Origin of the sequence: Sphingobacterium spiritivorum ATCC 33861 (genome assembly GCF_000143765.1) — a bacterium.
In the GTDB taxonomy this organism is placed as follows: Bacteria; Bacteroidota; Bacteroidia; order Sphingobacteriales; family Sphingobacteriaceae; genus Sphingobacterium; species Sphingobacterium spiritivorum.
In genome coordinates this window covers 509,323-522,988 of record NZ_GL379771.1, presented here as the reverse complement: position 1 = coordinate 522,988, position 13,666 = coordinate 509,323, and the positions used below count along the sequence as shown (strand labels likewise).

12 protein-coding genes are annotated in these 13,666 nt (G+C 41.2%); 9 read left to right on the top strand and 3 right to left on the bottom strand.

All coding sequences use genetic code 11. The annotated features are described in order from the left end of the window. Positions 1-223 precede the first annotated feature (223 nt). The 7 genes from HMPREF0766_RS12355 (at position 224) to HMPREF0766_RS12325 (ending at position 6,816) form a co-directional block, all read left to right on the top strand. Positions 224-1,477 (top strand): HD domain-containing protein, encoded by a 1,254-nt coding sequence (locus tag HMPREF0766_RS12355; protein WP_002997675.1) that lies wholly within the window; start codon positions 224-226, stop codon positions 1,475-1,477. 41 nt (positions 1,478-1,518) lie between these two features. After that, on the top strand, positions 1,519-2,556 hold the full coding sequence (gene lpxD / locus HMPREF0766_RS12350; RefSeq protein WP_002997673.1) for a UDP-3-O-(3-hydroxymyristoyl)glucosamine N-acyltransferase: 1,038 nt from the start codon (positions 1,519-1,521) through the stop codon (positions 2,554-2,556). A 41-nt stretch (positions 2,557-2,597) separates the two neighbouring features. Continuing rightward, positions 2,598-3,992: a bifunctional UDP-3-O-[3-hydroxymyristoyl] N-acetylglucosamine deacetylase/3-hydroxyacyl-ACP dehydratase gene (locus HMPREF0766_RS12345; protein ID WP_172462528.1), complete on the top strand. Its 1,395-nt coding sequence runs from the start codon at positions 2,598-2,600 to the stop codon at positions 3,990-3,992. Position 3,993: 1 nt separating this feature from the next. Then, a complete protein-coding gene (gene lpxA, locus HMPREF0766_RS12340; RefSeq protein WP_002997669.1) occupies positions 3,994-4,788 on the top strand; it encodes an acyl-ACP--UDP-N-acetylglucosamine O-acyltransferase in 795 nt (264 codons plus the stop codon). Positions 4,789-4,812: 24 nt separating this feature from the next. Then, positions 4,813-5,436 (top strand): ABC transporter ATP-binding protein, encoded by a 624-nt coding sequence (locus HMPREF0766_RS12335; RefSeq protein ID WP_002997667.1) that lies wholly within the window; start codon positions 4,813-4,815, stop codon positions 5,434-5,436. Positions 5,437-5,593: 157 nt separating this feature from the next. Then, entirely contained in the window at positions 5,594-6,154 is a 561-nt protein-coding gene (gene efp, locus HMPREF0766_RS12330; RefSeq protein ID WP_002997665.1) for an elongation factor P, read from the top strand. 80 nt (positions 6,155-6,234) lie between these two features. After that, complete coding sequence (locus tag HMPREF0766_RS12325) at positions 6,235-6,816, top strand: 5-formyltetrahydrofolate cyclo-ligase (protein ID WP_002997663.1); 582 nt, start codon at positions 6,235-6,237, stop codon at positions 6,814-6,816. Positions 6,817-6,913: 97 nt separating this feature from the next. On the opposite strand, the gene HMPREF0766_RS12320 is transcribed toward HMPREF0766_RS12325, so the two are convergent. Beyond that, positions 6,914-8,206, bottom strand: a complete 1,293-nt coding sequence (locus HMPREF0766_RS12320; protein WP_002997662.1) for an HAD-IB family phosphatase — start codon at positions 8,204-8,206, stop codon at positions 6,914-6,916. A gap of 3 nt (positions 8,207-8,209) precedes the next feature. Next, positions 8,210-9,187, bottom strand: coding sequence for an SDR family NAD(P)-dependent oxidoreductase (locus tag HMPREF0766_RS12315; protein ID WP_002997658.1), 978 nt, complete (start codon positions 9,185-9,187; stop codon positions 8,210-8,212). Positions 9,188-9,307: 120 nt separating this feature from the next. On the opposite strand from HMPREF0766_RS12315, the gene HMPREF0766_RS12310 reads away from it, so the two are divergent. Then, a complete protein-coding gene (locus HMPREF0766_RS12310) occupies positions 9,308-10,492 on the top strand; it encodes a formimidoylglutamase (protein ID WP_002997656.1) in 1,185 nt (394 codons plus the stop codon). Between the two features lie 66 nt (positions 10,493-10,558). Further along, positions 10,559-11,887: a DNA recombination protein RmuC gene (locus HMPREF0766_RS12305; protein WP_002997654.1), complete on the top strand. Its 1,329-nt coding sequence runs from the start codon at positions 10,559-10,561 to the stop codon at positions 11,885-11,887. A gap of 72 nt (positions 11,888-11,959) precedes the next feature. Here HMPREF0766_RS12305 and ggt read toward each other — a convergent pair whose 3' ends face one another. Further along, positions 11,960-13,648, bottom strand: a complete 1,689-nt coding sequence (ggt, locus tag HMPREF0766_RS12300) for a gamma-glutamyltransferase (RefSeq protein WP_002997652.1) — start codon at positions 13,646-13,648, stop codon at positions 11,960-11,962. Positions 13,649-13,666: the final 18 nt, after the last annotated feature.

Sequence of the window (13,666 nt, the reverse complement as noted above, 5' to 3'; positions counted from 1 at the left end):
GTATGTAGAATATAATCAAAATTATAACAATCGATTTGTCATAGGGTTACGAACTTACTGCTTTTGGGACTTTATTTGTTGTTTTTTAACATTTCTTAACGGGCAACTCCGTATCTTTGCACTATCTTAGCTCAGTAAGATAATAGTATCTGCATCTTCTTTATAATGCATTGGAGATGGTTAATTTTATTTCGCTCAGATTATTTTTTAAATAAGTATATACGTGCAATCTACATTGAATAAGAGAAAAATAGTCAACGATCCGGTTTACGGATTTGTAACCATTCCTTCCGGATGTGTATTTGACCTTATTCAGCATCCTTATTTTCAAAGACTGCGCTATATCAAGCAGGTGAGTATGACTCATCTGGTCTATCCGGGAGCATTACATACCCGTTTTCAGCATGCTATAGGAGCTATGCACCTGATGTCTCTGGCTATAGATACATTAAGGAGTAAAGAAGTCCGGATCTCTCTGGAAGAGGAAGAGGCTGCTTTGGTCGCGATCTTATTGCATGATATCGGACACGGGCCTTTTTCTCATTCACTGGAACATACTATTATAGAAGGTGTGTCTCATGAGATGCTGTCTTCTTTGTTGATGGACAGGATGAATGATGAATTTGGGTGTAAACTCGATCTGGCGATTACTATTTTTAATAATAAATACGAGAGAAAATTTTTTCATCAGTTGGTTTCCAGTCAGCTGGATACCGACCGCATGGATTATCTGAACAGGGATAGTTTCTTTACTGGGGTTTCAGAAGGAGTTATCTCTTTTGATCGGATTATCAAAATGCTAAATGTGCATAATGATGAACTGGTTGTCGAACTGAAAGGTATTTATTCTGTAGAGAAGTTTTTGATTGCACGAAGGCTGATGTACTGGCAGGTGTATCTGCACAAAACAGTGATCGGTGCAGAGCAGATGCTTATTAAAGCATTGAAAAGAGCGAAGGCTCTGAGTGATCAGGGAGCAGACTTATTTGCTACACCTGCATTCTCTCATTTTCTGAAAAACAGAATCACGAAAGATAATTTTTTACTGGACGAGTCACATTTACAGTGGTTTACTCGTTTGGATGATACAGATATTATGTCGGCGATTAAAACATGGGCAGATCATGAAGATAAGATCCTAAGTATGTTGTGCCGTAAATTGATGGCCAGAGATCTGTTCAGGACGGTTATGAGTAAAGAACCTTTTTCAGAAAAGACTGTAGAAGCGGTGAATCAGGCCGTAATCGATTACTTCGGAATTACTGAAGATGAGCTGGAGTATTTTGTCTTTATGCAGGAAGTGGAGAATAGTGCATACAGCCCTTTGCAGGGAGGTATAAAGATTGTAGATAAACAAGGAGAGCTAAAAGATATAACAGAGGCGTCAGATCTTTCCAATTTGGAAGCTTTGGCCCGGAAAGTACGAAAATTTGCTATTTCATACCCAAAAGAGGTTGGATATCCCTGGATAAAGTAAAAACTTAAAGAAAAATTAACAAAAAGGCATACATTTGTACAATGCAATTTTCTGCGCAACAAATAGCAACATTATTAAAAGGCAATATCGAAGGCAACCCGGATGTTGTAGTGAGCCAATTAGCCAAAATTGAAGAGGCGCAGTCAGGCGATCTTTCCTTTTTAGCAAATCCAAAGTACGAAAACTTTATCTATACGACAAATGCTTCGATTGTTATTGTAAATGCTGATTTTACGCCGCTAAGCGAAGTTTCCTGTACATTGATACGCGTCAGGAATGCTTATTCCTCTTTTTCAGAATTATTGTCCTATTACAATATGATGAAACAGGATCGTTCCGGACGAGAAGAACCTCTCTTTATACATGATACCGCCAGCATTGGTGAGCATGAATATTTGGGAGCTTTTTCTTATATCGGAAAAAATACTGCTTTAGGTAAGCAAGTGAAAGTATATCCTCATGTCTATATTGGGGATAATGTACAGATCGGGGATAACGTGACACTCTTTCCCGGAGTAAAAGTATATTCAGACTGTGTTATCGGTAATAATGTAATCATACATGCCGGTGTTGTGATCGGGAGTGATGGATTTGGTTTTGCTCCGCAGGAGGATGGTACGTATAGTAAGGTTCCTCAAATCGGGAATGTCATCATTGAAGATGATGTAGAGATCGGCGCTAATACGGTGATCGACCGGGCAACTATGGGATCTACTGTTATACGTCAGGGGGTTAAACTGGATAATCTGATTCAGATCGCTCACAATGTGGAGATCGGTAAGAATACCGTTATTGCTGCGCAGACCGGAGTATCAGGAAGTACTAAACTGGGCGAACAGGTTGTACTCGGCGGACAAGTCGGTGTGGTAGGGCATATCACTATTGCAGACCGGTCGCAGGTGCAGGCGCAATCCGGAATTAATCGTTCAATTACAGTAACTGACAAAAAATGGGGAGGTTCACCAGCAACTCCTTATCAATCTCAACTGCGTTCACAGGTCATTTATGCAAGATTGCCTGAACTGGAAAAAAGAATTTCAGAATTAGAGCAATTGCTGCAGATACAAAATATAAAATAACAAAAAGAAAACTCAATATTGCTTAATACAGAATGTTAGATATGAATGTAAAACAAAGAACCATTAAGTCTGAAGTTTCGATTTCAGGTGTTGGTTTGCATACTGGAAAATCTGTTACTCTTACGATCAAACCTGCTCCTGAATACCATTGGTACAAATTCAGAAGGGTAGATGTCGAAGGAGCTCCTGTTATCGCTGTAGATGCGGATAATGTAACAGATACTTCTCGTGGTACCACCATTTCTCAGAATGGCGCTAGTGTCAGCACTATTGAGCATTTGATGGCCTCTTTGGTTGGTTTACAGATTGATAATGTTTTGATTGATATTGACGGACCTGAAGTACCTATTCTGGACGGAAGTTCTTCTCCGTTTGTCAAACTATTTGAAGAAGTAGGTTTTCAGGAACAGGATGCTGACAGAGATTTTTATGAGATCAAATCTAATATCCATTACTCGGAAACAGATCGTAAGGTCGAGATTGTAGCAATGCCACTGGATGGCTACCGTCTCACCTGTATGATAGACTTTAATTCTCCGGTTTTGGGCAGTCAGCACGCTTCTGTAAGTAATATCGGTGAATTTGTAAAAGAAATATCAGCTTCACGTACGTTCTGTTTTCTTCATGAATTGGAGACACTGGTCAATCTTGGCCTTATTAAAGGTGGTGATTTGTCCAATGCAATCGTGATTGTAGACAAAGACGTCGATAAAGAAGAGTTGGATAAGCTAGCACATTTATTTAACCGTGATGATATCGATGTAGCGAATGAAGGTATTCTGAATAATATTCAACTACGCTATCAGAACGAGCCTGCCCGTCATAAACTTCTGGATATGATCGGTGATCTGGCTTTGGTAGGACGCCCTTTGAAAGGTCATATTATGGCTGCCCGTCCCGGACATGCAGCTAATGTTGCTTTTGCAAAAAAGATCAGGGCCGTTATTAATAAAGAGAAAAACCGTAAACATGTAAAGGTTTACGATCCGAATATGACGCCTGTATATGATACAGTGCAGATTATGAATATATTACCCCATCGTCAGCCGTTTTTAATGGTGGATAAAATTCTGGAATTGACAGAAAACCATGTCGTAGGACTTAAGAATGTAACCATGAATGAAGATTTGTTTATGGGACATTTTCCGGGATCACCTGTATTTCCGGGTGTTCTGCAGATTGAAGCTATGGCACAGACTGGAGGAATCCTTGTATTAAATACAGTTCCAGATCCTGAAAACTGGTTGACACTATTCCTGAAAATTGAAAATGCAAGATTCAAAAACCAGGTTGCTCCCGGTGATACTATTATTTTCCGTTGTGATCTTATGGAACCGATACGAAGAGGTATTGCGCGCATGAAAGGCATAGGAATGGTAGGAGAGAAAATTGTTAGTGAGGCAGAGCTAATGGCTCAAATTGTAAAAGTAAAGTAAGATGATACAGCCTTTAGCTTATATACATCCTGAGGCACGGATAGCCCAAAATGTTGTTGTAGAGCCTTTTACTACGATCCACAAGGATGTTGTAATAGGAGAGGGTACCTGGATTGGGTCTAATGTGACCATTATGAATGGGGCACGGATAGGAAAAAACTGTAAAATATATCCGGGCGCTGTTATCTCAGGAGAACCGCAGGACCTCAAATTTGAGGGAGAAGTTACGGTGGCTGAGATCGGCGACAATACTACTATCAGAGAGTGTGTGACGATCAACAGAGGTACAAAAGACCGCTATAAAACAGTGATTGGCAAGAACTGCCTTATACAGGCATACAGCCACATTGCCCATGATTGTATAATTGGCGATAACTGTATTTTTTCAAATTCAAGTACTCTTGCAGGTCACATTACCATCGGAGATTATGTTGTACTGGCGGGTATGGTAGCCGTACATCAGTTTGTGAAGATAGGTTCACATGCCTTTGTTTCCGGAGGTTCTTTGGTACGTAAAGATGTTCCTCCGTTTATCAAAGCCGCACGCGAGCCGATTACCTATGCCGGTATTAATTCGGTGGGACTTCGCAGAAGAGGATTCTCAAATGAACAGATAAATGAGATCCAGGGTATTTACCGTGTTCTTTTTATCCAGAATGGAAATCTTTCCAAGGCGCTGGATATTGTAGAAACAGAATTTAAAGCTACTGAAACCAGAGATGAGATCCTTACATTCGTTCGCAATTCGAATAGAGGTATTATCAAAGGCTTTGGCCAGGGAAGAGCAAGTTTGTAATCGTATAATAAAGTATAAAGTGTTTTGAAGATAACACTGCAAGACATCGGGAGAAGGTATAATCGGGACTGGATTTTCAGACATATCGATTATACCTTTTCTGTTGGACATAAGTATGCCGTACTCGGGCCTAACGGATCCGGTAAGTCTACCTTACTCAAAGTTCTGTGTGGCAATCTGACTCCTTCTGAGGGTAAGATTAACTATCAGCATGAGGATGCAGAAATTGCTGTAGACCGGATTTTTCAATATTTATCTATTGCGGCGCCTTATGTAGAATTGATAGAAGATCTCACTCTTCGTGAAATGATAACCTTTCATTTCAGGTTCAAGAATTTTCAAAATGGATTTGATCAGGATTCCCTGCTGGATTTATTAGGGCTCAATGCTTCTATAAATAAAGAGATCCGATATTTCTCTTCCGGAATGAAGCAGCGGGTCAAACTGGCATTAGCATGTTGCTCAGATTCAGCACTTGTATTTCTGGATGAACCGACCAGCAATCTGGATGAAAAGGGTGAAGCCTGGTATCTGGAACTTATAGAAAAAACGATTAGTGATGATCGCCTGCTGATTGTCTGCTCTAATCAGGCTAAAGAGTACAGTTTTTGTGATCAGCATATCAGCATCAGCGATTATAAAAAATAATATTTAACGGAGTCAGAGACTGTCCTAAATCCGTATACTATATAGATATATAATAAAAAGTCCTTTTCTCAAATCAAACTATTTTTCTTGTCCTTAATTTTTATATACAGCAAGAATTTTTGTAGTTTTGTCGTCTAAAAAAAACAAAAGAAGTAACATGGCAAAAGCATCTGACGTAAAAAGTGGAAATGTCCTTCGTTTCAATGGTGAATTAGTTGCTGTTGAAGAATATATACACCGTACTCCGGGAAACCTGCGTGCTTTTTATCAGGCAAGAATGCGTAATGTGAAAACCGGTAAATTGGTTGAATACCGTTTTCGGGTTGATGAGGCTGTAGAAATTGCGCGTGTAGAAACTAACGACTATCAGTATTTGTATGAAGACGGAGAATTTTATGTCGTAATGGATAACAGTACTTATGAACAATTTAATATTCCAAAATTTTTGTTTGGTACTTCGGCACGATTCTTGAAAGAAGGTATGAGTGTAATTGTGGCATTCGAAAGCGATGAAGCAATTATGGCGCAGGCTCCAAAAAGTGTTGAATTAGAAATTACATATACAGAGCCAGCAGTAAAAGGAGATACTTCTACCAATGCTTTGAAAAATGCAACTGTAGAAACAGGTGTAGAGATTAAAGTTCCTCTTTTTATTAATCAGGGAGATAAAGTAAAAGTTGATACGCAGAGCGGTGAATATATCGAGCGTGTCAAATAAATAAAGATTTTAGGTTTAGGTTGATTATTCGGTCTTGTTAGCTCCCAGCTGCAAGGCCGTTTTTTTTGAAAGTAACTATTATGACTAAACAAGAATTAAGACAACTTTACCGGTCTGAGCGTCAGCAATTGTCAGTTGACGAACTTCGGACATTTAACCATCAGCTTCTGGAGTACTTAAAGGGGATCGACTGGTCAAAATGTCAGTACTGTCATGTCTATTTACCTATAAACCGTAATCAGGAACCCGATACGCTGGCCTTTATAAGCTGGATGCAGGAGGTTTTTCCATCTGTGAGATTGGTGATCTCGCAGAGCCATGCTGACGACCGTTCTATGTCTCACTATCTCCTGGATAATACAACAACCTATCTGGAAAATAAATGGGGTATTCCTGAGCCTGACTCAGGCACTCCGGTAGATGAAAAGCTACTTGATGTGGTATTAGTTCCTTTACTGATCTGCGATCAAAGCGGAAACAGGGTAGGGTACGGTAAAGGATTCTATGACAGGTTTCTGAAGAAATGCAGACCGGATGTGCAGAAAACAGGACTTTCTTTTTTTGAGCCGGTAGAAAAGATAGCTGATGTAGATCCGTATGATATCGCTTTGGATTGTTGTATTACACCCCGGCATGTTATTTATTTTAAATCCGGAGGGTAATGTGTTACTATAAATTTTCACTTAGTAACTGGCCGGAATGTTAACTGATGCAGGGTTGAGTTAAAAAAGAGAGGGCTTCCAAAAGCCCTCTCTTTTTTTAATATAATATCCTGAACTTGATGGTATTATCTATTTTCTTGAGCTGTTTGATCAGATCCTTTTCATATTCTACATTCAGATCTGTGACCGCATATCCGATTTCACCACGTGTCATCAGAAACTGAGCAACGATATTAATGTTATTCTCTGCATATATATTATTAATCTGAGCCATTACGCCGGGTACATTTTTGTGAATATGCAGCAGACGATGTGCTTTGCTTAATTTCGGCAAAATTAGATTTGGAAAATTACGGCTCTGATCAGTATCCCCGTTATTGATAAAATCGGCCATTCTTCTTGGAATAAACTCCGAGTTCCTCTTTTTACCTTTTTTGTCATCAAATACCACAATGCCTTTTTCATTGCATATATTTTTGCTGATATGTCCTCTTATATCTCCCAAAAAGCCTATTGTTTTTAGCTTGTCAGCACGGCTCAACTGTTCATCTGATACATCTACGTCCGGTCCTAAAAGCAACATGCCGACATCTTTGGTGTACTTCTCTTCAAAGCTGTCTTTTATACGGATCGAAAATCCGTCTCTTTTCAGTATATGTGCAGCTATTTCAGGTACATCACCGACAATCAGGCACAAGATCCTGTTTTTAGGATATGATATTGCTCTGGGAAGATCATTCACATACAGAAACTCATCAAAACTTGGAGTTACATGGTCTGCCTTTTCGGTAACACTTTGTCGGGCTATATTTTCAGTGAATGCAAAGAATTTTTCAATGAGACCCGATTCTTTCAGCTGAAAATCTGAATAACCGTCACCGATACCGAAAATACGTCCGTCGATTTTTAATTCCTGCAGTAATTTTACCTTACCGCCTTCATCCGACAGCGGGTTGTTCTCATCATAGCCGATGATATTTCCTTCCTGATCAAATTTAAACGTGTTTGCGTAGATATTTTCCTTTTTGATATGGTAAGGGGTGACTACTGGTATAATAAACTCTTTAAAGCCTCCGGAGACGATCCATGCGGTGTCTGAATTCTGATTGAAAAACTCACGGTTACGGCTAAATGAACGGGAAACTTTCTTCTTCAGATGAGAGACGAGTTTGTCGAGGTGGCTTTTGTTGGCTTTCAGCAGTTTGATTCTTCCTGCAAGGCTTTCACGGAAGGAGATTTTACCTTCCATTGCCAGATTGGTATAACCTTCGATCTGTTGGTATATCTTTTCTTGATCAGGATGACCTTCTAGTGATATCCTAGCGAGTTCATCCAAGGCTTCGACTTGCGTAAATGTACTGTCAAAATCAATGATGTAATAGTTTTTCACTGTTTATTCGGTTTTAGTTTGATATGTTGAGGTAATTTCTTTGAGTGTTTCGTCCAGTGGCCTGAAGCTGTATTGAGTAGCTTCAATAATTTTTTTATTGGAATAAGCCAGTTTTGCGGATGACGCCCGTGCAGAATCTTTGGTGATTGCCGGTGGTTTATTGTTAAAGAAGGAAACGAATTTTGCGGCACGCCATGCGATACTCAGCAGCGTTGGCGATGCAGCGATTGTAGGCTCAGGCTTTTGCATCAGTACGCTGATGCGGTCCAGCAACGCTTTATTTGTCAGGTTCTCCGTGTTGATAATAAAACGTTCCCCGGAGATTTCGGTTTTATTCATAAGAATGATCATCAGTTTTGCGACATCTTCCACATCGACTACTCCCACACTTCCGGTCGGATAGACTTTCAAGCCTTTATCTACCAGAGAAAAAATCGCTCCCGAGCCTTTTTTACCTGCAGTGGCACCGATGATCACAGAAGGATTTACAATGACAGCATCCAGTCCTTCTACTACACCTCTCCATACTTCAAGTTCACTTTCATATTTAGAAAGCGAATATTTGGATATTTTCGAATCATATTCCCATTTGTCCTGCTCGGTTACGGGCTGCCTGGATTTGCTCGTACCCAATGCTGCAATAGAGCTGACATGCACAAGTCTGGCGCTGTGCTGCAGGCAGAGGTTGACGATATGACGGGTGCCTTCTATATTGACTTTCATCATTTGCGAAGCATCCTTTGGCTGATAAGAAATCAGCGCCGCACAATGAAATACATGTGAGATTCCTTCAAAAGCTTCTTCAAGCGCAAAATAGTCGTTAATGTCAGCGTCGACCCACTGAATAAGGGAAGATGATTTTAAGTATTCGGGAATGACAGATTCTGATCTTTTGGTCGCCACCACAGCGACACCTTCGTCGATGAGTTGCTTGATAAGTGTAGATCCTAAAAATCCTGTTCCTCCGGTTACTAATATCACGGTTTAAGGGTATTGATAAAATAATGTTTTCAAAAGTAAGCTAATAAATGGATATTTGCGAAATACTCCCTACATTGTTTCAAACAATTTGTTAAATATTGTAGGTAAAATAACAACTTTATGTCTTTATCCGTATTCTTTACTCCTGTTTCCGTTAATCAATTCTCTGCGAAAGATGGTTTTTACAAATCTCAGTTTGGAGACAGTATAGTCGCCTTTGAAGAAAATTTTCCGGAACTGGAAGGAGATGAAAAGCCTCAGTTGGTTATTTTCGGAGTAGAGGAAGAACGTGGAGCGGTGAACAATGCCGGGACTGCTCAGGCTCCGGATGAAGTACGTAAACATCTGTACCAGCTTTATCAGGGCGATTACAAAATAAAGATTGCGGATCTGGGCAATATTAAAGCAGGTAATACTATTCGTGATACTTATTTTGCGGTTAAATCTGTTGTTGAAGAACTGGTAAAAATGGATATAGTTCCCATTATTATCGGTGGGGGGCATGATCTTACCTATGCCCAATATATGGCTTATGAGAATCTGGAACAACGTGTTGAAGTTGCTATAATAGATCCCCGCTTTGATCTGGATCAGGAACAGGTTGAGGATACTCCGCTTAATTCCCAGACTTTTCTGAATCATATTATTCTGCATCAGCCGGATTATCTTTTCAACCTTAATAATATCGCATATCAAACTTATCTGGTCAGCAAAGAATCCGTCAATATGTATGACAAGTTGTTCTTTAATGCGACCCGTGTAGGTGCCATCGCTGGTAAGATGGATCAGTCGGAGCCATTGATCCGCGCAGCGGATATGGTAAGTTTTGATATCGGTGCTATCCGTTCTTCTGAAGCCTGTGGCAATGCCAATACCAATCCCAATGGTCTCTTTGGTGATGAGGCTTGTCAGTTGGCACGCTATGCAGGGATGTCAGACAAATGCAGTTCTGTAGGGTTTTATGAGTTTAATCCCAAATATGATCCGCGCGAACAGACCGCTATGCTGGTTTCTCAGATGATCTGGTGCTTTGTTGATGGTTATTATAACCGTAAACAGGATGCGCCTTTGGTACCGAAAGCATCCTATATTATTTACCGTACCACTTTGGAATCCATGGATCACGAGCTGGTATTTGTGAAAAGTAAAAAATCAGATCGTTGGTGGATTCAGGTGCCCTACTTTGGTTCCAAGTCTGTCAACGAGCGATACTATCTGGTTCCTTGCCGGTACGAGGATTATCAGTTGGCCGTATCCGGAGAGATGCCCGATCTGTGGTGGAGGACTCATCAGAAATTGCAGTAATTCAATTATAAAAATAATATACAAATCGATGGTCTGCAAAGGCCATTTTTTATATCAGGAAATAGTATGGAGTGGATGTTAGTGACGATCATAGCGCTGTTGGCAATAGTGCTTGTGGTCTTGTTCTTGAAGCGTAAAGAGGGTTCCGGAAAGGAAGATTATGAGCAGTTACGTCATCAGAAGGATGAAATGGCTCTGGAATTAGCCCGCAGTCAGCAACGGGAAGAAAATCTTATCGGCGAGCGTGCAGACCTGAAGGAAGAACTGGAGAAAGAGCGTTCCGAAAGATTAAAAAGTGATCGTGCGCTGGAGACAGCTCATGCCTATTTGCAGGCACAACAGGAGAAGCTGGAAGGGCAGAAGAAAGAAATAGAGGAGACAAAAAAACAATTTAATCTGGAGTTTCAGCATATTGCCAATCAGATTCTCGAAGAGAAGACCAAAAAATTTACAGAGACGAACCATAACAGTATCACGCTCCTACTCGATCCCTTGAAAGAGAAAATCAAGACTTTCGAGGAGAAAGTTGAAAAGACTTATCAGCATGAATCTGCGGAAAGAAATGTCCTTAAGGGCGTGGTCGAACAGCTGATGCAGCAGAGTATGCAGATCCGTAATGAAGCCAATAACCTGACAAGGGCTCTGAAAGGAGACAGTAAGAAACAGGGTAACTGGGGGGAAGTGATTCTGGAACGGGTGCTGGAGCGTTCCGGTCTGCTCAAAGATCAGGAGTTTAGATTGCAGGCTTCTGTCACCGATGAAGACGGAAAGCGTTTGCAGCCGGATGCTATTATCGATCTTCCGGATGATAAACACCTTATTGTAGATGCTAAAATATCGCTGGTTGCTTATGAGAAATGGGTGAATGCGGAATCAGAGGAGGAGCAAAAGATATTTGCCAGACAGCATATACAATCTGTAGAAAATCATGTACGGGAACTTTCTGCTAAAAATTACCATGAGTTATACCGTATTCAGTCTCCGGACTTTGTACTGCTCTTTATGCCGATAGAATCGGCATTGAGTATGTCTGTGCGGGAAAAGCCGGATCTGTTTAGTGATGCCTGGGATCGTAAAGTGGTCATTGTGAGTCCGTCGACCTTGCTTGCTACACTGCGAACGATAGCCAGTATGTGGAAGCAGGAACGTCAGACCCGGAATGTACTGGAAATAGCACGTGAAGCCGGCGCACTGTATGACAAGTTTGTTGGTTTTTTACAGGATATGCAACAGGTAGAAGGACAATTGCAACGCGCTATGGAACGTCATCAGGAGGCAACAAAAAAATTAGGAACCGGTGCGGGAAATATCATCAGACGGGTAGAGAACCTCAGGGAACTGGGTGCAAAGGCGAATAAACAGATTGACCGGAAGTATCTGGATGAAGAGGAATAGTTTATCTTTTAGGAATAACTGAATCCCCTTTAGCATATCTTATTACATATAATATGCTAAAGGGGATTGTTTTTAGTAGCCCATCGCTGTATCATCTCCCCGGGGATCTGCTCCAGTCTGGAGTTTTCCGTTAGGCAGTACAATAATATTTTCTACACGTCCTATTCTTCCCCGTGGAGAAATTTTATATCCGTCCTGCTGCAGTTTCTGACGCACGGCAGGTGATAGTGCCTCTTTTTCCACGTCGATCTGATCAGGCAGCCATTGGTGATGAAATCGGGAAGAATTTACAGATTCCTGTGCATTTTGGCCAAAATCAATAACATTCAGCAAGGTCTGAAATACCGAAGTCATGATCGTAGACCCGCCCGGTGTGCCGACTACCATATACAGTTTGCTGTCTTTCTCAACTATTGTCGGTGTCATGGAGCTCAGCATTCTTTTATTCGCCTGAACGGCATTTGCTTTTCCTCCGACCAGACCATAGATATTAGGAACTCCCGGCTTGACTGAAAAATCGTCCATCTCATCATTGAGCAGAAATCCGGCTCCTGCAACAAATACGCGTGAGCCGTAGGATGCATTGAGGGTAGTTGTAATTGAAACAGCGTTTCCGTATTTGTCAACGATGCTGAAGTGTGTTGTTTCTTCTGATTCATAACCCGGAAATTGAGCTGCCCGGACAACAGAGCTGGGGGTAGCTTTTGACAGATCTACACTTTTCATGCGATTGGTATTGAATGCGCTGTCCGTCAGTTCGGCAACCGGAACCTTTATAAAATCAGGATCGCCCAGATACCGGGTTCTGTCTGCATATATCCGTCGTTCGGCTTCCACCATTACCCTTACAGCAGAGTCGGATTGAAATCCCCATTTTGATAGCGGAAATTGTTCCACAGATTGTAATAAAGCGACGAGTGCAGGACCTCCGCTGGATGGAGGAGGCATACAGATAATCTTATTTCCTCTGTAGTAACCTGTAACCGGAGTGCGCCATATGGCTTCATAGTTTTGAAGGTCTGTATGGCTGATGATTCCTTTTCCACGCCCCATTTCCGCCACGATCAGGTCGGCAGTTTTTCCTTTATAAAATCCGTCACGTCCCAGATCTGATATACGTTGTAATGTTTCTCCCAGATCTTTCTGAACAAAAAGATCTCCCTTTTTCCAGATCTGTTCCTTCAGTATAGGGGCGCCTTGTGGGTTGTATTTCTGGAAACTACTTTTGTATTCATTGAATTCATTAGCCTGTTTCTCCGTGATACGAAAGCCTTTAGCTGCAAGTTCTATTGCAGGAGCCAGGAGGGCGGACCATTCCAGTTTGCCATATTTTTTATGGGCTTCTGCCATCCCGGCTACAGACCCCGGAACACCAGCCGCCAAATGTCCGTATACACTCAGATCTTCTATTACATTGCCGTTGGCATCCAGGTACATTTTTTCTGTGGCTTTGGAAGGAGCTTTTTCACGGAAATCCAGGGCATTAGTAGCGCCAGTATGATCTCTGTAGACCATAAAACCTCCTCCTCCGATATTACCTGCATTTGGATACACTACAGCTAGTGCAAATTGCACAGCCACAGCTGCATCTACGGCATTTCCACCTGCTTTCAGTATAGTTACTCCCACGGCGGAAGCAAGAGGGTGTGCGGTCACAACAGCGGCTTTTGAGAATGTATTTGCACGGTAAGCCTGTCGTGGAGCATGACATGAGGTTAAGATAAAACCCAGAATAAGGATATGGAGTATTCTTTTTTTCATCCGTTTGATATGTTATTT